At 60.7% G+C, this 18,797-nt stretch carries 20 protein-coding genes; 8 read left to right on the top strand and 12 right to left on the bottom strand.

Features of this window, described 5'->3' with window-relative positions; genetic code table 11:
- The first annotated feature begins 104 nt into the window (after window positions 1–104).
- Window positions 105–1,469 (top strand): MFS transporter, encoded by a 1,365-nt coding sequence (locus ATE40_RS01840; protein ID WP_063918841.1) that lies wholly within the window; start codon window positions 105–107, stop codon window positions 1,467–1,469.
- Between the two features lie 34 nt (window positions 1,470–1,503).
- On the opposite strand, the gene ATE40_RS01835 is transcribed toward ATE40_RS01840, so the two are convergent.
- Window positions 1,504–1,995: a YajQ family cyclic di-GMP-binding protein gene (locus ATE40_RS01835; RefSeq protein ID WP_019454198.1), complete on the bottom strand. Its 492-nt coding sequence runs from the start codon at window positions 1,993–1,995 to the stop codon at window positions 1,504–1,506.
- A gap of 182 nt (window positions 1,996–2,177) precedes the next feature.
- On the opposite strand from ATE40_RS01835, the gene panE reads away from it, so the two are divergent.
- Together panE and yajL are read left to right on the top strand one after the other, a co-directional pair.
- Window positions 2,178–3,089, top strand: coding sequence for a 2-dehydropantoate 2-reductase (gene panE, locus ATE40_RS01830; protein ID WP_063918840.1), 912 nt, complete (start codon window positions 2,178–2,180; stop codon window positions 3,087–3,089).
- Entirely contained in the window at window positions 3,052–3,642 is a 591-nt protein-coding gene (gene yajL, locus ATE40_RS01825; RefSeq protein WP_063918839.1) for a protein deglycase YajL, read from the top strand. The genes panE and yajL overlap by 38 nt, the downstream gene beginning before the upstream one ends.
- Window positions 3,643–3,708: 66 nt before the next feature.
- Here the strand turns inward: yajL and thiI are convergent, their stop codons facing one another.
- Window positions 3,709–5,157: a tRNA uracil 4-sulfurtransferase ThiI gene (gene thiI / locus ATE40_RS01820; RefSeq protein WP_004940377.1), complete on the bottom strand. Its 1,449-nt coding sequence runs from the start codon at window positions 5,155–5,157 to the stop codon at window positions 3,709–3,711.
- 160 nt (window positions 5,158–5,317) lie between these two features.
- Here thiI and xseB point away from each other — a divergent pair, with 160 nt between their 5' ends.
- From xseB to ATE40_RS01800, 4 genes are all read left to right on the top strand, one after another.
- Window positions 5,318–5,581, top strand: a complete 264-nt coding sequence (gene xseB / locus ATE40_RS01815) for an exodeoxyribonuclease VII small subunit (protein ID WP_015376838.1) — start codon at window positions 5,318–5,320, stop codon at window positions 5,579–5,581.
- A 5-nt stretch (window positions 5,582–5,586) separates the two neighbouring features.
- Entirely contained in the window at window positions 5,587–6,507 is a 921-nt protein-coding gene (gene ispA / locus ATE40_RS01810) for a (2E,6E)-farnesyl diphosphate synthase (RefSeq protein ID WP_019454202.1), read from the top strand.
- Window positions 6,508–6,541: 34 nt separating this feature from the next.
- On the top strand, window positions 6,542–8,407 hold the full coding sequence (gene dxs, locus ATE40_RS01805; protein ID WP_063918838.1) for a 1-deoxy-D-xylulose-5-phosphate synthase: 1,866 nt from the start codon (window positions 6,542–6,544) through the stop codon (window positions 8,405–8,407).
- A gap of 107 nt (window positions 8,408–8,514) precedes the next feature.
- Window positions 8,515–9,489 (top strand): aldo/keto reductase, encoded by a 975-nt coding sequence (locus ATE40_RS01800; RefSeq protein WP_063918837.1) that lies wholly within the window; start codon window positions 8,515–8,517, stop codon window positions 9,487–9,489.
- Between the two features lie 33 nt (window positions 9,490–9,522).
- Here the strand turns inward: ATE40_RS01800 and pgpA are convergent, their stop codons facing one another.
- The 6 genes from pgpA to nrdR form a co-directional block, all read right to left on the bottom strand.
- Complete coding sequence (gene pgpA, locus ATE40_RS01795) at window positions 9,523–10,017, bottom strand: phosphatidylglycerophosphatase A (RefSeq protein WP_019454205.1); 495 nt, start codon at window positions 10,015–10,017, stop codon at window positions 9,523–9,525.
- Complete coding sequence (thiL, locus tag ATE40_RS01790; protein ID WP_063918836.1) at window positions 10,010–11,002, bottom strand: thiamine-phosphate kinase; 993 nt, start codon at window positions 11,000–11,002, stop codon at window positions 10,010–10,012. Before thiL ends, pgpA begins: the two co-directional genes overlap by 8 nt.
- Window positions 11,003–11,053: 51 nt before the next feature.
- Entirely contained in the window at window positions 11,054–11,470 is a 417-nt protein-coding gene (gene nusB, locus ATE40_RS01785) for a transcription antitermination factor NusB (RefSeq protein ID WP_063918835.1), read from the bottom strand.
- Between the two features lie 20 nt (window positions 11,471–11,490).
- Window positions 11,491–11,961, bottom strand: a complete 471-nt coding sequence (ribH, locus tag ATE40_RS01780) for a 6,7-dimethyl-8-ribityllumazine synthase (RefSeq protein ID WP_004940385.1) — start codon at window positions 11,959–11,961, stop codon at window positions 11,491–11,493.
- A 107-nt stretch (window positions 11,962–12,068) separates the two neighbouring features.
- Window positions 12,069–13,178, bottom strand: a complete 1,110-nt coding sequence (ribD, locus tag ATE40_RS01775; RefSeq protein WP_033642057.1) for a bifunctional diaminohydroxyphosphoribosylaminopyrimidine deaminase/5-amino-6-(5-phosphoribosylamino)uracil reductase RibD — start codon at window positions 13,176–13,178, stop codon at window positions 12,069–12,071.
- Between the two features lie 10 nt (window positions 13,179–13,188).
- Entirely contained in the window at window positions 13,189–13,638 is a 450-nt protein-coding gene (gene nrdR, locus ATE40_RS01770; protein ID WP_004940387.1) for a transcriptional regulator NrdR, read from the bottom strand.
- A 176-nt stretch (window positions 13,639–13,814) separates the two neighbouring features.
- On the opposite strand from nrdR, the gene ATE40_RS01765 reads away from it, so the two are divergent.
- The gene (locus tag ATE40_RS01765) at window positions 13,815–14,375 is read left to right on the top strand and encodes a SadB/YajI family lipoprotein (RefSeq protein ID WP_063918834.1); all 561 of its coding nucleotides are present in this window, start codon (window positions 13,815–13,817) and stop codon (window positions 14,373–14,375) included.
- Between the two features lie 64 nt (window positions 14,376–14,439).
- On the opposite strand, the gene secF is transcribed toward ATE40_RS01765, so the two are convergent.
- From secF to tgt, 4 genes are read right to left on the bottom strand one after another with little or no spacing between them, the layout of a single operon-like run.
- Window positions 14,440–15,408, bottom strand: a complete 969-nt coding sequence (secF, locus tag ATE40_RS01760; protein WP_019454209.1) for a protein translocase subunit SecF — start codon at window positions 15,406–15,408, stop codon at window positions 14,440–14,442.
- Window positions 15,409–15,418: 10 nt separating this feature from the next.
- The gene (secD, locus tag ATE40_RS01755) at window positions 15,419–17,266 is read right to left on the bottom strand and encodes a protein translocase subunit SecD (protein ID WP_025160068.1); all 1,848 of its coding nucleotides are present in this window, start codon (window positions 17,264–17,266) and stop codon (window positions 15,419–15,421) included.
- 24 nt (window positions 17,267–17,290) lie between these two features.
- A complete protein-coding gene (gene yajC, locus ATE40_RS01750) occupies window positions 17,291–17,623 on the bottom strand; it encodes a preprotein translocase subunit YajC (RefSeq protein ID WP_004940391.1) in 333 nt (110 codons plus the stop codon).
- A gap of 33 nt (window positions 17,624–17,656) precedes the next feature.
- A complete protein-coding gene (gene tgt, locus ATE40_RS01745) occupies window positions 17,657–18,781 on the bottom strand; it encodes a tRNA guanosine(34) transglycosylase Tgt (RefSeq protein ID WP_016928877.1) in 1,125 nt (374 codons plus the stop codon).
- Window positions 18,782–18,797: the final 16 nt, after the last annotated feature.

Below are 18,797 nucleotides of genomic sequence, written 5' to 3'. Positions count from 1 at the left end.
TTTACCCCCCCTGCCCTGCACACTAAAATGACGCAGCTTTACAGAAATCATGCCATCAGGCGCTGTCTCAACGTCTGATGGCATGGTTTTTACCGAGGTTTGATGTGAACGATAATTCAATGACCCCGCAGGAGCGCCGCGCCACCTGGGGATTGGGCACCGTATTTTCCCTGCGCATGCTCGGCATGTTTATGGTATTGCCGGTGCTGACTACCTACGGCATGGCGCTCAACGGCGCCAGCGAAGCGCTGATCGGCATCGCCATCGGCATCTACGGCCTGGCGCAGGCGGTGTTTCAGATCCCATTCGGCCTGGTGTCCGATCGCATCGGCCGCAAGCCGCTGATCGTCGGCGGCCTGCTGATCTTTGCCCTCGGCAGCGTGATCGCCGCCGTCACCGACTCTATCTGGGGCGTGATCCTCGGCCGCGCGTTGCAGGGCTCCGGCGCCATCGCCGCCGCGGTGATGGCGCTGCTCTCCGATCTGACCCGCGAGCAGAACCGCACCAAGGCGATGGCGTTTATCGGCGTCAGCTTCGGCATCACCTTCGCCATCGCCATGGTCGTGGGGCCTGTCATCACCCACGCCTTCGGCCTGCACGCGCTGTTCTGGATGATCGCCGTGCTGGCGCTGGCCGGCATTGTCATCACCTTGACGGTGGTGCCTTCCGCCGACACCCATCTGTTGAATCGCGAGTCCAGCATCGTGCGCGGCAGCTTCCGCAAAGTGCTGAGCAATTCGCGCCTGCTGAAGCTCAACTTTGGCATCATGTGTCTGCATATCCTGCTGATGTCCAGCTTCGTGGCGCTGCCGCTGGCGATGGAAAAAGCCGGGCTGGCGGCCAGCGAGCACTGGATCGTCTATCTGGTGACCATGCTGGTGTCGTTCGCTGCCGTGGTGCCTTTCATCATCTATGCCGAAAAATATCGCCGCATGAAGCAGGTATTTATGGGCTGCGTGGCGGTGCTGTTCTGTGCCGAAGTGCTGCTGTGGCTCTCCGGCATGCACCTGTGGGGCATCATCGCCGGCGTGCAGCTGTTCTTTATGGCCTTCAACGTGATGGAAGCCATTCTGCCTTCGCTGATCAGCAAAGAATCACCGGCCGGCTACAAAGGCACGGCGATGGGGGTCTACTCCACCAGCCAGTTTATCGGCGTGGCGATCGGCGGCAGCCTTGGCGGCTGGCTTTACGGTTTGCAGGGGGCAGGCTTGGTGTTTATCGCCGGCGCCGTATTGGCTGCAGTCTGGTTCCTGGTCAGCAGCACGATGAAAGAGCCGCCGTATGTCAGCAGCCTGCGCATTACGCTGTCGGAACTGGCGGTGAAGGATTCGGCGCTGGAAAGCCGCCTGAAGGCGCAGCCCGGCGTGGCCGAGGCGATCGTGGTGCCGGAGGAGCGCAGCGCCTACGTCAAGGTGGATACCAAGCAGACCAATCGCGGTCAGCTGGAAGCGCTGGTCAATTCGCTGTAAAGAATCAGGGCCGGCAATGCCGGCCCTGTAGAGATTAATCGCGGAAGTTCTTGAACTGGAACGGCTGCCCCAGATCGCCGCCGCGCACCAGCGCCATCACGCTCTGCAAATCGTCGCGCGACTTGCCGGTCACCCGCACTTCTTCGCCCTGGATCTGCGCCTGCACCTTCAGCTTGCTGTCTTTGATCAGCTTGACGATTTTCTTCGCCACGGTGGTTTCAATCCCCTGCTTCAGCTTGGCTTCCACGCTGTAGGTTTTACCGCTGTGGGTAAATTCTTCCGGGATCTCCAGCGCGGCGCCGTCGATGCTGCGCTTGCTCAGCTTTTCGCGCAGAATGTCGAGCAGCTGCTGCACCTGGAAATCAGACTCGGTGGCAACCTTGATGCTTTGGTCTTTCTCGTTTAGCTCAAAGCTGGCCGGCACGTTGCGAAAATCCCAGCGGGTGCCGAGATCGCGGGTGGCGTTCTCAACGGCGTTACGCACTTCCTGCATATCAATTTCGGAAACGATGTCGAAAGATGGCATACTTCTTCCTCCTGAATGAGTGCCTAATAGCTTAGGCGATTTTGATGCCGAGCATGATAACCGCTTTACCGCCTCAGACAAAATCTGCTGAACGCACGCAGGGATAGCGCTTCGGGCTGCCATAAAGCCTATAGTTAATTCACGGTAATTGAGCGGTATTCCCGTGTTTCCAAGGAGACTGAATGAAAATAACCATTCTTGGTTGCGGCGCGCTCGGACAACTGTGGCTCTCCCGGCTGTATCAGCAGGGCCACGATGTACAGGGATGGCTAAGAGTGCCTCAGCCTTTTTGCGCCGTGAACGTGATAGAGCCGGAAGGCGTCTCGTTCAATCGCAATCTGCCCACCAACGATCCGGAGCATCTGGCGCAAAGCGAGCTGCTGCTGGTGACGCTGAAAGCCTGGCAAGTGTCCAGCGCGGTCAGCGCGCTGCTGCCGAAGCTTAACCCCCAGTGCGCCATCTTGCTGCTGCACAACGGTATGGGCACTCAGGAGGAGCTGCCGCCGAACAGCCAGCCCATTCTGCAGGGCACCACCACCCACGCCGCGCGCCACGAAGGCAGCACCATTATTCACGTCGCCACCGGCATCACCCACATCGGGCCGACCTCGCCGGCCGCCCAACGCCTCAGCCACCTGGCGGAAGTGCTGCATCAGGCGCTGCCCGACGTCGCCTGGCACAACAACATCGCCTCGGCCAACTGGCGCAAGCTGGCGGTCAACTGCGTGATCAACCCGCTGACGGCGCTGTACGGCTGCCACAACGGCGATCTGCAGCGCTACCCGGAGCAGATCGAAACGCTGTGTCGTGAAGTCGCCAGCGTGATGGCGATGGAGGGTTACCACACCTCCTGCGAAGGCCTGATGCAATATGTCATGGACGTGATCCACAGCACCGCCGACAACGTTTCGTCGATGCTGCAGGATATCCGCAGCCAGCGGCACACCGAGATCGACTACATCACCGGCTACCTGCTGCGCCGCGCGCGCAGCCACGGCCTCACGCTGCCGGAGAATGCGCGGCTGTTTGAACTGATTAAACGAAAGGAAAATGAATATGAGCGTATCGGCGCTGGTCTGCCTGGCACCTGGTAGTGAAGAAACCGAAGCCGTCACCGCCATCGATCTGCTGGTGCGGGCGGGCGTAAAAGTCACCACCGCCAGCGTTGCCGGCGACGGCGAGTTGACTATCGTCTGTTCGCGCGGCGTCAAACTGCTGGCCGATGCGCCGCTGGTGGCGATCGTCGATGAGCCTTTCGACGCCATCGTGCTGCCCGGCGGCCTGAAGGGGGCGGAATGCTTCCGCGACAGCCCGCTGCTGGTGGAAAAGGTGCGGCAAATGCACCTGCAGGGCAACATCGTCGCCGCCATCTGCGCAGCGCCTGCGCTGGTGCTGCAGCACCACGATCTGTTCCCGGTCGGCAACATGACCGGCTTCCCGGGCCTGAAAGACCAGATACCGGCGGATAAATGGATGGAACGCCGCGTGGTGTACGACGCTCGCGTTAACCTGCTCACCAGCCAGGGGCCGGGCACCGCAATGGAGTTTGCGCTGAAACTGATCGATCTGCTGCTTGGCAAGGCCAAGGCGGCGGAGATCGCCGCGCAGCTGGTGTTGATCCCTGGGATGTACGATTTCCGCGACTGAACGATTTGCCGATAAAAAAAGGGCTGAACACCGGTTCAGCCCTTATCGTTTATGGCGCTCCACGCGTTACGGGCGATAAACCTTCACGTTGCTGAAACCCTGCTCCAGCAGGTACAGCGCCTGCAGACGGCTCATCACGCCGCGCTCGCAGTACAGCAGATAGGTTTTGCTCTGATCCAGATCGCCGAACTGGGTGCTCAGCTTGTAGAACGGCAGCGCTTTCACTTCAACCTGTTCCAGCTGCAGCGGCTTCTCTTCCTGTTCGTCGTTGGAACGGATATCCAGGATCACCTCGTCGGCACCAAAGGCCGCGACGGTTTCCACCTCGGTCACCTGCTCCTGCGCCTGCTCGGCGATAGAGCGAATATCGACGTTCTTGGCCTCGCTCACCACCCGATCGAGAATGCTGAAATCGAAGTGGCTCTCTTCCTCTTCAATCTTGGCCTTGACGGCTTTCACCGTCGGGCTCTTCGAAATCACGCCGCAATATTCCGGCATGGTTTTGGCGAAGTCTTCAGTGCCGATTTCGCGCGCCAGCTTGATGATGTGCTCTTTATCGTGCGAAATCAGCGGACGCAGGATCAGGGTGTCGGACGCGTTATCGATCAGACGCAGGTTGGTCAGCGTCTGGCTGGAGACCTGCCCCAGCGCCTCACCGGTCACCAGCGCCTGCACGCCGTAGCGTTCGGCCACTTGCGAAGCGGCACGCACCATCATGCGCTTGAGCACCACGCCCATCTGACCGTCGTCGACTTTCTCCAGGATCTCACCCACCACCGGCTCGAAGTCGATGGCGACGAAGCGCACCTTGTGCGAGCTGGCGAAGCGATTCCACAGATAATGCGCCACCTGCTTCACGCCGATCTCGTGCGCGGCGCCGCCCAGGTTGAAGAAGCAGAAGTGCACGCGGCAACCGCGACGCATCAGCATATAGCTGGACACGCCCGAGTCGAAACCGCCGGAAATCAGCGACATCACGTCTTCCTGGGTGCCGACCGGGTAACCGCCGATGCCTTCGAGACGGCGTTTGACCAGCATCAGCTTGTCGTCTTCGATCTCCAGGTTTACCGTGACCTGCGGGCGGGTCAGGTTAACGCGCGCGCTCTCGATATGCTGATTCAAACCGCCGCCGACGTAGCGCTCCACGTCCTGCGAGTTGAACGCCTGCTTGCCGCGGCGCTTGACGCGCACGCAGAAGGTTTTGCCTTCCAGCTGGGCGCGGTAGGCTTCCAGCGTCTGCTCGAAGATGTGGTGGATATCGGTATAAGCACGATCTTCCACTTCCAGAATATGGTGGATGCCGGGAATGCGCGTCAGCGCGTCGGCAATGATCGGCCGCTGGTTTTCATCTTTGGCGCGAACTTCGATATGATCCCAGTGACGGACGACCGCCAGCGTTTCATCATACTGCTTCAGGACGTTGCGAATATTGGTCGAGAGAATCTTGATAAAGCGCAAGCGCACAGATTGGCTCTTGATGGTGATTTCCGGGAACAATTTAATGATAAACTTCATGGCGGTCTTTGTTGTCAGATAAGAATTACGGCGCGGAGTATATCACCATATCGCCGTGCTCTGCGCACAAAACCACACATGAGCGCCATGATTTGCTAATCAAGATCCGCTAGGATAGGCTCTGGCGCCACGGTTCACATGATGACGTAAAAAGAAAATTATGCCGAAAAAACCAGCACAATCAGCCAGTACAGAGCAAACTGCCAGCTTTGAAAGCGCCCTCGGCGAGCTGGAAAGCATCGTGACGCGTCTGGAGTCAGGCGAACTGCCGCTGGAAGACGCGCTGAACGAATTCGAACGCGGCGTGCAGCTGGCGCGTCAAGGCCAGCAAAAACTGCAGCAGGCGGAACAGCGTGTGCAGATACTCCTTAACGACAGCGCCGATGACGCGGCGCTGGCGCCTTTCACACCGGATGCCGAGTAACCGACATGTCTGAGATCGCCCCATCGGCCGCTTTTGCCGATCAATTGCAGATGTTCCGCCAGCGCGCAGATCGCGCGCTGCTGGATTTCATCGCCCCGCTGCCGTTCAACGACGGCAACATGGTGGCGGCGATGCGTCACGGCGCCTTACTGGGCGGCAAGCGCCTGCGCCCGTTCCTGGTGTACACCACCGGCCAGATGTTCGGCGTGTCGCTGACCAACCTGGACGCGCCGGCGGCGGCGGTGGAATGCATTCACGCCTACTCGCTGATCCACGACGATCTGCCGGCGATGGACGATGACGATCTGCGCCGCGGCCAGCCGACCTGTCACATTAAATTCGGCGAAGCCAACGCTATCCTGGCCGGCGATGCGCTGCAAACGCTGGCATTTTCAATCCTGGCCGATGCCGAGATGCCCGACGTGGCGCTGCGCGATCGGCTGGCGATGGTCTCCGAACTGGCGAGCGCCAGCGGCGTAGCCGGCATGTGCGGCGGCCAATCGTTGGATCTGGAAGCCGAAGGCAAGCACGTCGACCTGCAGGCGCTGGAGCAGATCCACCGCCACAAAACCGGCGCGTTGATCCGCGCGGCGGTGCGACTGGGCGCGCTGAGCGCCGGCGAAGCCGGACGAGCGGCGCTACCGCAGCTGGATCGTTACGCCGCTGCGGTCGGCCTGGCGTTCCAGGTGCAGGATGACATTTTGGACGTTGTCGGCGAAACTGAGAAAATCGGCAAGCGCCAGGGAGCGGACCAACAACACGGAAAGAGTACCTACCCGGCGTTACTCGGGCTTGACAGCGCGAAAGCAAAAGCGTGGGATCTCTATCAGGAAGCATTAGCTGCATTAGACACTTTGGCAGCGCAATCTTATAACACAGCGCCATTGCGAGCGTTAGCCAGCTTCATTATTGAACGCGACAATTAACGTGTGACGTTAACTCCTCTGATATGAGTATCGAATGAGTCTTGATATAGCCAAATACCCAACCCTGGCGCTAGCGGAAAACCCCGAGGAACTCCGTTCGCTGCCCAAAGAGAGCTTGCCGAAGCTGTGCGATGAGCTGCGGCAATACCTGCTGAACAGCGTCAGTCGTTCCAGCGGCCACTTTGCCTCCGGGCTGGGTACCGTCGAACTGACGGTGGCGTTGCATTTCGTCTACAACACGCCGTTCGATCATCTGGTGTGGGACGTCGGCCACCAGGCCTACCCGCACAAAATTCTGACCGGTCGCCGCGACCGCATCGCCACTATCCGGCAAAAGAACGGCCTGCACCCCTTCCCGTGGCGCGCCGAAAGCGAATACGACGTGCTGTCGGTCGGCCACTCGTCGACCTCGATCAGCGCCGGCCTCGGCATGGCGGTGGCGGCGGAGCGTGAGGGCAAGGGCCGCCGCACGGTGTGCGTGATCGGCGACGGTGCCATCACCGCCGGCATGGCGTTCGAAGCGATGAACCACGCCGGTGACATCAACCCGGACATGCTGGTGGTGCTGAACGACAACGAGATGTCGATCTCGGAAAACGTCGGCGCGCTGAACAACCATCTGGCGCAGCTGCTGTCCGGCAAACTTTACTCCACCCTGCGCGAAGGCGGCAAAAAAGTGCTGGCCGGCGTGCCGCCGATCAAGGAGCTGGTGAAACGCACCGAAGAGCACTTGAAAGGCATGGTGGTGCCTGGCACGCTGTTCGAAGAGCTGGGCTTCAACTACATCGGCCCGGTAGACGGGCACGACGTGCAAGGGCTGGTCGCCACGTTGAAAAACATGCGCGATCTGAAAGGCCCGCAGCTGTTGCACATCATGACCAAGAAAGGCCGCGGTTACGCGCCGGCGGAAAAGGACCCAATCAGCTTCCACGCGGTGCCGAAGTTCGATCCCGCCAGCGGCACGCTGCCGAAAAGCGCCGGCGGTCTGCCGACCTATTCGAAAATCTTCGGCGACTGGCTGTGTGAAACCGCCGCCAAAGACAGCTCGCTGATGGCGATCACCCCGGCGATGCGCGAAGGCTCCGGCATGGTGCAGTTCTCCCGCGACTATCCGCAGCAGTACTTCGACGTAGCGATCGCCGAGCAGCACGCGGTCACCTTCGCCGCCGGGTTGGCGATCGGCGGCTACAAGCCGGTGGTGGCGATCTACTCCACCTTCCTGCAGCGCGCCTACGATCAGTTGATCCACGACGTGGCGATCCAAAACCTGCCGGTGATGTTCGCCATCGATCGCGGCGGCATCGTCGGTGCCGACGGCCAGACCCACCAGGGGGCGTTTGATCTGTCGTTCATGCGCTGCATCCCGACCATGGTGATCATGACGCCGAGCGACGAGAACGAATGCCGCCAGATGCTGTATACCGGCTATCACTACAATGCCGGCCCGAGCGCCGTGCGTTATCCGCGCGGCACCGGTACCGGCGCGGCGCTGGAGCCGCTCAGCCTGCTGCCGATCGGCAAAGGCGTGGTGCGCCGCCAGGGGGAAAAGATCGCCATTCTCAACTTCGGCACCCTGCTGCCGGAGGCCACGCAAGCGGCGGAAGCGCTCAACGCCACGCTGGTCGACATGCGCTTCGTCAAACCGCTGGACGAGCAGCTGGTGCTCGAACTGGCTGCCAGCCATGAAACGCTGGTCACGCTGGAAGAGAACGCCATCATGGGCGGCGCCGGCAGCGGCGTCAACGAACTGCTGATGGCCAAACGCCGTCCGGTGCCGGTGCTGAACCTCGGCCTGCCGGACAGCTTCGTCTCGCAGGGCACCCAGGAAGAGCTGCGCACCGATCTGGGGCTGGACGCCGCCGGCATCCAACGCCAAATCGAAACCTGGCTGGCGCAGTAATCGCCGCCCGCGCCTGAAAAAACGCCTCCGCTCCCGGGGGCGTTTTCGTTTCAGCCCTCCGGGATCCGCGCTACAGTTACTGTCTGAGTTGTGAATGGGAGGCAAGCATGAAGTACCTGAAACTGGGCAACACCGATCTGAACGTCTCACGCATCTGCCTGGGTTGCATGACCTATGGCGAACCGAACCGCGGCAATCACGCCTGGACGCTGCCGGAAGAGAGCAGCCGCCCGCTGCTGAAACAGGCGCTGGAAGCCGGCATCAACTTTTTCGACACCGCCAACAGCTATTCCGACGGCAGCAGCGAGGAGATCCTCGGCCGGGCGCTGCGCGACTATGCCCGGCGCGAAGACGTGATGGTCGCCACCAAGGTCTATTTCCCGCTGAGCAATCTGAAGCGCGGTTTATCGCGCGCCAACATCATGCAGTCCATCGACGACAGTCTGCGGCGCCTGGGCACCGACTATGTCGATTTGCTGCAAATCCACCGCTGGGATTACGAAACGCCGCTGGAAGAGACGCTGGAAGCGCTGCACGAGGTGGTGAAAGCCGGTAAGGCGCGTTACATCGGCGCCTCCTCGATGTACGCCTGGCAGTTCGCCAAGGCGCTGTACACCGCCGATCTGCACGGCTGGACGCGCTTCGTCAGCATGCAGGATCAATACAACCTGATCCAGCGCGAAGAAGAGCGCGAAATGCACCCGCTGTGCGCCGCCGAAGGCATCGCCGTGCTGCCGTGGAGCCCGCTGGCGCGCGGCCGCCTGACCCGCCCCTGGGGCGAAACCACCGCGCGGCTGGTTTCCGACCAGTTCGGCAAGAGCCTGTATGAGGAAACCGAAGGCATCGACGCCATCATCGCCGAACGCGTCGCCAGCCTCGCCGAAGAACGCGGCGTCTCGCGGGCGCAGATCGCACTGGCCTGGCTGCTGAACAAACCGGCGGTCAGCGCGCCGATCGTCGGCGCCTCGCGCAGCGAACAGCTGGACGACGCCATCGCCGCGGTCGATTTGAGTTTGTCGCCGCAAGAGGTGGCAGAACTGGAGACGGCTTACGTGCCGCATCGGGTGACGGGGTTTGAATAAAGAGTAGCGGGCGCGAAACACCGCGCCCGTCTGTCAGAACAACCCGATCGGCCAGTGGTGCCCAATCAGGTAGATGATGCCGGCGGACAACACGCCGGCGATGATGTCGTCGACCATGATGCCCATGCCGCCATGCACGTTGCGATCGAACCAGCGGATCGGCCACGGCTTCCACATGTCCAAAATGCGGAAGATGACGAAACCGGCGGCGACCCAGCGCCAGTCGTTGACCGGCAGCGCCATCAGCGTGATCCACATGCCGACGAACTCATCCCAGACGATGCTGCCGTGATCGTGCACCTTCATGTCTTTCGCCGTGCGATGGCAAATATAGACGCCGATGCAGATGCTGAACATCACCGCCAGCGAGTAGAGCTGCCACGGCAGTTGGATCAGCAACAGCCAGAACGGGATCGCCGCCAGCGATCCCATGGTGCCCGGCATGATCGGCGACAAACCGCTGCCGAAGCCGGTGGCCAGCAGGTGCCACGGATTGCTCATCCGCAGCCGACGCTTGGCTTCATCCATGGTTGCCCGGCTCCGCATTGAAATGGTCGAACCCGACCCAGCCCAGCTCCACCGCCTCGTCGTTGCGATAATAGCGAATGCCTTCAGACAGCGGGCCAATCTGGCCGATACAGGTGTAGTCGGCCCCGAGATGGCTCAGCGCCACTTCCAACGCGCCGCGGTTGATTTCCGGCACGGTGAAGCACAGCTCGTAATCTTCGCCGCCCGCCAGCGCCCAACGCAGCGCCTGCTCGGCATCCGCGTGGCTGCTCAGCGCCTGCGACATCGGCAGCTCGTCCAGCACGATGCGTGCGCCACAGTCGCTGGCCTTCAGGATGTGTTTCAGATCGGAGATCAGGCCGTCGGAGATGTCGATCGCCGAGCTGGCCAGATCGCGCAGCGCCTGCCCCTGCAACACCCGCGGCTGCGGGCGCAGATGGCGAGCGATCAGGTAATCGCGCGCCGCCGTATCCGTCACCGCCAGACGATCCTGCAGGATCGCCAAACCGGCGGCGCTGTCGCCCAGCGTGCCGGTCACGTAGATCCAGTCGCCGATGCGCGCACCGCTGCGGGTCAGCGCCCGGCCGGCCGGGATCAGCCCCTGAATGGTCAAGGTCATGCTCAGCGGGCCGCGCGTGGTATCACCGCCGATCAGCTGCATGCCGTAATAGTTGAGCTGATCGAACAGGCTGTCGCTGAAGGCCTTCAGCCAGGGTTCGTCCACCTCCGGCAGCGTCAGGGCCAGCGAAAGCCACGCAGGATCGGCGCCCATCGCCGCCAGATCGCTGAGATTGACCGCCAGTGCTTTGTAACCAAGATCGGCCGGATCGATGTCCGGCAGGAAGTGAATGCCCGCCACCAGCGTATCGGTACTGACGGCCACCAGCTGTTTTTCCGGCACTGCCAGCAGTGCGCAGTCATCTCCAATGCCCAACTGTACATCCCGGCGCACGCGCTTAAACCGGTCAAAATAGCGGGCAATGAGGTCAAATTCGCCGCATGCCATATCGATATTCCACTAGAAGAAATTAAGGCCGGGGATACCGGCCTTAATGTTTTACTTTTTCTTGCGAAGGGTTGGCGCCACTTTATCCAGCACCCCGTTCACAAACTTGTGGCTGTCTTCCGCGCCGAAGGTTTTCGCCAGTTCGATCGCTTCGTTGATCGCCACCTTGTAAGGGACATCCTCGCGCATTTTCAGTTCAAACAGCGCGCCGCGCAGCACTGCGCGCTCCACCTGGCCCAGCTCTTCGAGCTGACGCGACAGGTATGGCGCCATCAGTTCGTCCAGCATACCTGCATTCACTGCCGCGCCGGACAGCAACTCGCGAAAATAGGCGACGTCAACATCTTTGACATCCTGCTCCGTCAGGAACTGGTGTTCAACATCGGCAAGGTCGTTTTTAGACAACTGCCAAGAGTAAAGCGCTTGAACAGCGCACTCACGAGCGCGGCGACGAGCAGCAGGTTTCACGGAATTCCCCTTAACTAAATTCAGGCTTTAATAGCTTTGATAACATTAATCATTTCAAGTGCGGTCAGCGCAGCTTCAGCGCCTTTGTTGCCCGCTTTGGTGCCGGCGCGTTCGATCGCCTGTTCGATGCTTTCGGTAGTCAACACGCCAAAGGCAACCGGGATTTCGGCATTCATCGCAACGTTGCCGATGCCGGAGCTGGCTTCGCCCGCCACATATTCGAAGTGCGCGGTGCCCCCACGGATAACGGTGCCCAGCGCGATAACCGCGTCGTATTTGCCGGTTTTGGCCAATACGCTCGCCGTCAACGGCAGCTCGTAAGCGCCCGGGACCCAGACAACGGTGATGTTGTCGTCAGCAACCTGACCAATGCGTTTCAGCGCGTCGATGGCACCTTCCAGCAGGCTGTCGTTGATGAAATTGTTAAAACGTGCAATTGCGATCGCCACACGGGCATTTGGAGTAGCAACAACACCTTCGATAACTTTCATGGGCTTTCCTTAAAAATGGGTTCAATACCCCGCAGGGGGGCGGATTCTATCATATTCTTTCATCGCCTGCGCGGCGCTTTTGTAAAACCGGCGCGCGGGCGCGAGATTCAGTGTTTCGCCCGCAGGCGCAAACGCAGATCGGGGCCAACCTGCCGCACGTCGCTAAAGACGAATTCCGGCGCGTCGGCCAAACGCTCCAGGCCCGGCAAATGACACAGGCCGCGGCCATTATCGCCCAACAGTTTTGGCGCGATGTACAAAATGAGCTCATCCACCAGGCCGGCCTGCAGCAGCGCACCGGCCAGCGTCGCCCCCGCCTCCACCCAGATTGAATTCACCTGGCGCTTGGCCAACAGCATCATCATCACCACCAGATCGACCCCGCCGCCGTGCGCCGGGCAGATGAACTGCTCGACGTCTTGCGGCCAGGCCTGTTCATCCGCCTGCAGGCGCGCCAGCCAGGTGGCGCCCGGCTGCTGCACCACGCGGTGTTGCGGGGTAATGCGATTCTGGCTGTCCAGCAGGATGCGCAGCGGCTGACGCAGATTTTCGCGCGGATAGAGGCGCTGGGTTTCGGCGTCCAGCTCATCCCAACGCACCGTCAGCGACGGATCGTCCGCCAGCACGGTGGCGCTGGTGCTGAGAATCGCGGCGCTTTGCGCGCGCAGGCGCTGCACGTCCTGACGCGCTTCAGGTGAAGTGATCCACTGGCTTTCGCCGGAGGCCATCGCCGTGCGGCCGTCCAGCGACGCGCCCAGCTTCAGCTGTACATAGGGGAAACCGGTGCGCATGCGTTTGAGGAAGCCCAGGTTGACCGCTTCGGCTTCGGCCAGCATCAGGCCATGACGCACCTCGACGCCGGCCTGCTGCAGCTTGTACAGCCCGCGCCCCGCCACCTGCGGATTGGGATCTTGCATCGCCGCGACCACCCGCGTCACGCCGGCGGCCACCAGCGCATCGGCGCAGGGCGGCGTGCGGCCGTGATGGCTGCACGGTTCGAGCGTGACATAGGCGGTGGCGCCGCGCGCCTTGTCGCCCGCCATGCGCAGCGCATGCACTTCCGCGTGCGGCTCGCCGGCGCGCAGATGATAGCCTTCACCGACAATTTCGCCGTCGCGCACGATAACGCAGCCGACGTTCGGATTAGGCGCAGTGGTGAAACGCCCCAGCCGCGCCAGCTCGAAGGCGCGCGCCATGTAAAATTCGTCGTGATGCATGAAAGATCCTTTAGTCTTGCAGGCGGGCGATCTCTTCGCCGAACTCGCGCACGTCTTCGAAGCTGCGGTATACCGACGCAAAGCGAATGTAGGCCACCTTATCCAGCTTTTTCAACGCGTCCATCACCAGATTGCCGACTAATTTGGTCGGCACTTCGCGTTCGCCGGTGGCGCGCAGTTGGGATTTGATATGGTTAAGGGCGTTTTCCACGTCGTCCGAGCTTACCGGGCGCTTCTCCAGCGCTTTCAGCATGCCGCGACGCAGCTTGTCTTCGTTGAACGGCTCGCGCACCTCATCGCTTTTAATCACTCGCGGCATCACCAACTCGGCCACCTCGAAGGTGGTGAAGCGTTCATTGCACACCAGACACTGGCGGCGGCGGCGCACTTGCGAACCGTCCCCCACCAGGCGGGAATCAATGACTTTGGTATCAACGGCGGCGCAGAAAGGGCAATGCATAACACGTCCTGATAAACTTTTTTTATAGATAAATGCAGTTTAACCCGAAGTGCAGCCACAACAAAGGGCGGCGGCGATTTGTTGCGACAGGCGGCGGGAAGGCGGCGTCGATATGACTTTCACCTCCATGCGGGCTAAGCTTGATAGCAGGAGATTCAGCATAGGACATCGCCCTCATGACAACCCGTTACCCCAAAATCGGCCTGCTCGCCATCGCCCTGTTGTTGGCGGGCTGCGCGCACAACCCCGCCGTGCCACAGCTGCGCCATCAGGTCGCCGCACTGAACCAGAAAGTGAGCGTGCTGACCGACCAAACCACCGCGCTGGAGCGACAGAATCTGCTCAATCAGCACTCCGACAACGGCGTCTACCTGCTGCCGGCGGCCCGCAGCGCCGCCCGTTTGCAAAGCGGCATCGGCGAGCTGAGCGTTTCACTGAGCCACATCAAGAGCGAAGCCAACGGCACGCAGGCGCAACTACATGTGCGCATCCTCTCACAGGCCACGCTGCCGCCGTTCAAAGCGGTGGTGGAATGGGGCCAGTTGGACGAGGCTACCGGCCGGCCGTTGACCGCCGAGGCGCTGTCGCAACCGATCGCCAGCGCCGACTCGCTGCTGCCGAAACCCGGCCAGGACTTCGAGCTGCGCTTCAGCGGCCTGACGCCGGAACAATTGGGCTACATCCGTCTGCACAGCCTGGTTTCGACCGCCCAGCCGGCGGTGGTGCAGCCGCGCTGAAACCGAGGCAAAAAAAAGGAGCGCCCATCGGCGCTCCTTCTCATTTCGCTGAATACTGCGGCGGTTAAGGCAGAATCGAAGGCTGATCGGCGCCCTCTTTTTCCACTTTTTGCTGCAGCATGTGTTCGCGTTTCATCCCCAGTTTCAACGCCAGCGCGGACGCGACGTAGATAGAGGAAACGGTACCGATCGACACGCCGATCAGCATCGCCAGCGAGAAGCCTTGCAGCATCGCGCCGCCGAAGATGTACAGCATCAGCACCACCATCAGGGTGGTCCCGGAGGTCATCAGCGTACGGCTCAGCGTCTGGGTCAACGACACGTTCATGATCTCGTAAGGCGTGCCGCGGCGGATCTTGCGGAAGTTCTCACGAATACGGTCGGATACCACGATGCTGTCGTTCAGCGAGTAACCGATAACCGACATCAGGGAAGCGACGATGGTCAGGTCAATCTCGATGTGGAACAGCGACAGCACGCCCAGCGTGATGATCACGTCGTGCGCCAGCGCGATAACCGCCCCCAGCGCCAGGCGCCATTCGAAGCGGAAACCGACGTAGATCAGGATACAGATCAACGCCACCAGCAGCGCCATGCCGCCGGTTTGCGCCAGTTCGCTGCCCACGCTCGGGCCGACGAACTCGATGCGCTTCACGGTGGCGTTCTTATCCACCGAGTCGTTGATCACGCCGATCACCTTGTTACCCAGCTCCTGGCCTGCGGTGCCGGTCGCCGGTGGCATGCGCACCATCACGTCGCGGCTGCTGCCGAAGTTCTGGATGATCGGATCCTGGAACCCGGCCTTCTCCAGCGTATCGCGCATCAGGTCAAGGTTAGCCGGCTTCTCCAGGTTGATTTCAATCACCGTACCGCCGGTGAAATCCAGACCCCAGTTAAAGCCGCGCACCGACATGGTGGCGATCGACGCGACCAACAGCACCAACGAGATGCCGAAGGCCACGTAGTCCCAGCGCATAAAGTCGTAGACTTTACGGCCGTAGTTGAGTTGCTCAACAGTATAATCCTGTGCCACAACGCACTCCTCAGATAGACAGCTTGTTAATGCGTTTGCCGCCGTAAAGCAGGTTGACGATGGCACGGGTACCGACAATCGCGGTGAACATGGACGTCGCCACACCGATCGCGGTGGTGATCGCAAAGCCCTTGATCGAACCGGTGCCGACTGCGTACAGGATGACCGCGGTGATCAGGGTGGTGATGTTGGCGTCGACGATACTGGAGAACGCGCCTTTATAGCCCTCATGGATCGCCTGCTGAACGGACCTGCCGTTCTTCAGCTCTTCCTTGATACGTTCGTTAATCAGTACGTTGGCGTCGACCGCCACCGCCAGCGTCAACACGATCCCGGCAATACCCGGCATGGTCAGCGTCGCCCCCGGCAACAGGGACATCACGCCGACGATCAGCACCAGGTTGGCGACCAGCGCCGTGGTGGCGATCACGCCGAATTTACGGTACCAGACCACCATGAAGACGATGGATGCCACCAGGCCCCACAGACAGGCTTCCAGGCCTTGGGTAATGTTCTGCTGACCCAGGGTTGGACCGATGGTGCGCTCTTCAACGATCTGAATCGGCGCGATCAGTGCCCCCGCGCGCAGCAGCAGCGAAAGCTGACGCGCTTCGTTCGGGTTGCCGATACCGGTGATACGGAAGCTGTTGCCCAGACGCGACTGAATGTTCGCCACGTTGATCACTTCTTCCTGTTTCACCAGCACCGCGCGACCGTTGGCGTCTTTCTTGCCGCTGTCCTTATACTCCACGAACAGGGTCGCCATCGGCTTGCCGATGTTGTCCTTGGTGAAGTTGGACATGGACGTGCCGCCGGCGCTGTCCAGCGAGATGTTAACCTGCGGCTGGTTGTATTCGTCGGTGCTCGAGGTGGAGTCGGTGATGTGGTCACCGGTCAGGATCACGCGCTTGTACAGCACGATCGGCTGGCCGTCACGGGTGTACTTCACCTCGGAATCGCCCGGCACGCGGCCGTTGGCCGCCGCAGTGGCGTCCGCATTGGTGTTCACCAGACGGAATTCCAGGGTCGCGGTGGCGCCCAGAATTTCTTTGGCGCGCGCGGTGTCCTGAATGCCCGGCAGCTCGACCACGATGCGGTCGGAGCCCTGGCGCTGCACCAGCGGTTCGGCGACGCCGAGCTGGTTGACGCGATTACGCAGGATAGTGATGTTCTGCTGGACGGCGTATTCGCGCGCTTCGCTCAGACGGGCGTCCGTCAGGCTGGCTTTCATGGTGTTGGCGCCGTTGGCGGACAGCACCAGATCGCGCTGACGCGGGCCGATGTAGCTAATGGCCTGGTCGCGGGCCGCATCGTCGCGGAAACGAACTTCCACGCCGTTGTTGTCCAGCTTGCGGATAGACGCGTAAGGAATGCCCTTCTCACGCAGCTCGCTGCGCAGGGTATCCATGGTCTGTTCCTGCAGCTTGCTCAGCGCGGTGTCCATGTCCACTTCCATCAGGAAGTGCACGCCGCCGCGCAGGTCCAGGCCGAGTTTCATCGGCTCAGCGCCCAGCATGGCCAGCCAGGTCGGCGTGGCCGGCGCCAGGTTCAGCGCCACGACGAATTTGTCACCCAGCTCGGTCATCAGCGCTTCACGGGCGCGCAGCTGAACGTCGGAATCTTTAAAGCGAGCCAGGATGGCGCCGTTTTCCAGCGCAATCGACTTGCTCGCGATGTTGTCTTTTTCTAATACGGTACGGACCTGGTCCAGCGTAGTTTCACTGGCGGCGACACCGCGCGCGCCAGTGATTTGTACGGCCGGATCCTCACCGTAGATGTTGGGAAGCGCATAAAGCAGACCGACGAGGATCACGACGATCAACATCAGATACTTCCACAAAGGATAACGGTTTAGCACGGCAATTCCCTTCGGGAAAAAAGATTACAGGGCCTTCATGGTACCTTTCGGCAGAACGGCCGCCACGAAGTCACGCTTGATCATCACTTCCGTGGTGTCGTTCAGCGCGATGGCGATGATGCCGGTGTCGGCCACTTTGGTCACGCGACCGATCAGGCCGCCGGTGGTCAGCACTTCGTCGCCTTTACCGATGGAGTCCATCAGCTTCTTGTGATCTTTCGCGCGTTTCTGCTGTGGGCGCAGGATCATGAAGTAGAAGATCAGGCCGAACACCACCAGCATAATGATCAGAGAGTACGGGCTTCCCTGAGCCGGAGCCCCTGCGGATGCGACGGCGTCAGAAATGAAAAAGCTCATTGAAATTCCCTCATTAAGTTATCAATTATTAGATCAAGCGTTTAAAGGCGGAATCGGCTTGCCGATCCGACCATAGAAATCCGCAACAAACTGCTCTAATTTACCCTCTTCGATAGCCTGGCGTAAACCCGCCATCAGGCGCTGGTAGTGACGCAGGTTATGAATTGTGTTCAGTCGAGCACCCAATATTTCGTTGCAACGGTCGAGATGGTGCAAGTAGGCGCGGCTGTAATGGCGACAAGTGTAGCAATCACAGTCCTTATCCAGCGGAGAAGTATCATCCTTGTGCTTGGCATTACGGATTTTTACCACACCGTCAGTCACGAACAGATGGCCGTTGCGGGCGTTGCGGGTCGGCATGACGCAGTCGAACATGTCGATGCCGCGGCGCACGCCTTCCACCAAATCTTCCGGCTTGCCGACGCCCATCAAATAGCGTGGCTTATCTTCCGGAATTTGCGGGCAAACGTGTTCAAGAATGCGATGCATATCCTCTTTCGGCTCGCCTACAGCCAAGCCGCCCACAGCGTACCCATCAAAGCCGATATCCACCAGCCCTTTTACTGAAACATCACGTAAATCTTCGTAAACGCCGCCCTGAATGATGCCGAACAGCGCATTTTTATTTTCCAGCTCGTCGAAACGCTGGCGGCTGCGCTGCGCCCAACGCAGCGACATTTCCATCGAACGCTTGGCGTAGTCCCAGTCGGCCGGGTACGGCGTGCATTCGTCGAAGATCATCACGATGTCGGAACCCAGGTCATACTGGATTTCCATCGATTTTTCCGGGCTCAGGAACACCTTGTCGCCGTTGATCGGATTGCGGAAGTACACGCCTTCCTCTTTGATCTTGCGCATCGCCCCCAGGCTGAACACCTGGAAACCGCCGGAGTCGGTGAGGATCGGGCCCGGCCACTGCATGAAGTCGTGCAGATCGCCGTGCAGTTTCATGATCTCCTGGCCCGGGCGCAGCCACAGGTGGAAGGTGTTGCCCAGCAGGATCTGCGCGCCGGTCTCTTTCACTTCTTCCGGCGTCATGCCCTTGACCGTACCGTAGGTGCCGACCGGCATAAAGGCCGGGGTTTCCACTACGCCGCGGTCGAAGATCAGGCGGCCGCGACGCGCGCGGCCATCGGTAGTTTGTAATTCGTACTTCACAAAGCCTCCAGCATCA

The sequence above is a fragment of the Serratia surfactantfaciens genome, from assembly GCF_001642805.2.
Lineage (GTDB): Bacteria > Pseudomonadota > Gammaproteobacteria > Enterobacterales > Enterobacteriaceae > Serratia > Serratia surfactantfaciens.
Note: the sequence above shows the minus strand (reverse complement) of the source record. Positions and strands in the feature narration are given on the sequence as shown.

What these genes read in the sequence shown, in the direction of transcription:
- nrdR (WP_004940387.1), bottom strand. Translation starts at nt 13,638, where the DNA reads ATGCATTGCCCTTTCTGCGCCGCCGTTGATACCAAAGTCATTGATTCC.
- thiI (WP_004940377.1), bottom strand. Translation starts at nt 5,157, where the DNA reads ATGAAGTTTATCATTAAATTGTTCCCGGAAATCACCATCAAGAGCCAA.
- ribD (WP_033642057.1), bottom strand. Translation starts at nt 13,178, where the DNA reads ATGCATCACGACGAATTTTACATGGCGCGCGCCTTCGAGCTGGCGCGG.
- yajL (WP_063918839.1), top strand. Translation starts at nt 3,052, where the DNA reads ATGAGCGTATCGGCGCTGGTCTGCCTGGCACCTGGTAGTGAAGAAACC.
- ATE40_RS01765 (WP_063918834.1), top strand. Translation starts at nt 13,815, where the DNA reads ATGACAACCCGTTACCCCAAAATCGGCCTGCTCGCCATCGCCCTGTTG.
- thiL (WP_063918836.1), bottom strand. Translation starts at nt 11,002, where the DNA reads ATGGCATGCGGCGAATTTGACCTCATTGCCCGCTATTTTGACCGGTTT.
- pgpA (WP_019454205.1), bottom strand. Translation starts at nt 10,017, where the DNA reads ATGGATGAAGCCAAGCGTCGGCTGCGGATGAGCAATCCGTGGCACCTG.
- ATE40_RS01835 (WP_019454198.1), bottom strand. Translation starts at nt 1,995, where the DNA reads ATGCCATCTTTCGACATCGTTTCCGAAATTGATATGCAGGAAGTGCGT.
- dxs (WP_063918838.1), top strand. Translation starts at nt 6,542, where the DNA reads ATGAGTCTTGATATAGCCAAATACCCAACCCTGGCGCTAGCGGAAAAC.
- xseB (WP_015376838.1), top strand. Translation starts at nt 5,318, where the DNA reads ATGCCGAAAAAACCAGCACAATCAGCCAGTACAGAGCAAACTGCCAGC.
- ATE40_RS01800 (WP_063918837.1), top strand. Translation starts at nt 8,515, where the DNA reads ATGAAGTACCTGAAACTGGGCAACACCGATCTGAACGTCTCACGCATC.
- yajC (WP_004940391.1), bottom strand. Translation starts at nt 17,623, where the DNA reads ATGAGCTTTTTCATTTCTGACGCCGTCGCATCCGCAGGGGCTCCGGCT.
- ispA (WP_019454202.1), top strand. Translation starts at nt 5,587, where the DNA reads ATGTCTGAGATCGCCCCATCGGCCGCTTTTGCCGATCAATTGCAGATG.
- panE (WP_063918840.1), top strand. Translation starts at nt 2,178, where the DNA reads ATGAAAATAACCATTCTTGGTTGCGGCGCGCTCGGACAACTGTGGCTC.
- ribH (WP_004940385.1), bottom strand. Translation starts at nt 11,961, where the DNA reads ATGAAAGTTATCGAAGGTGTTGTTGCTACTCCAAATGCCCGTGTGGCG.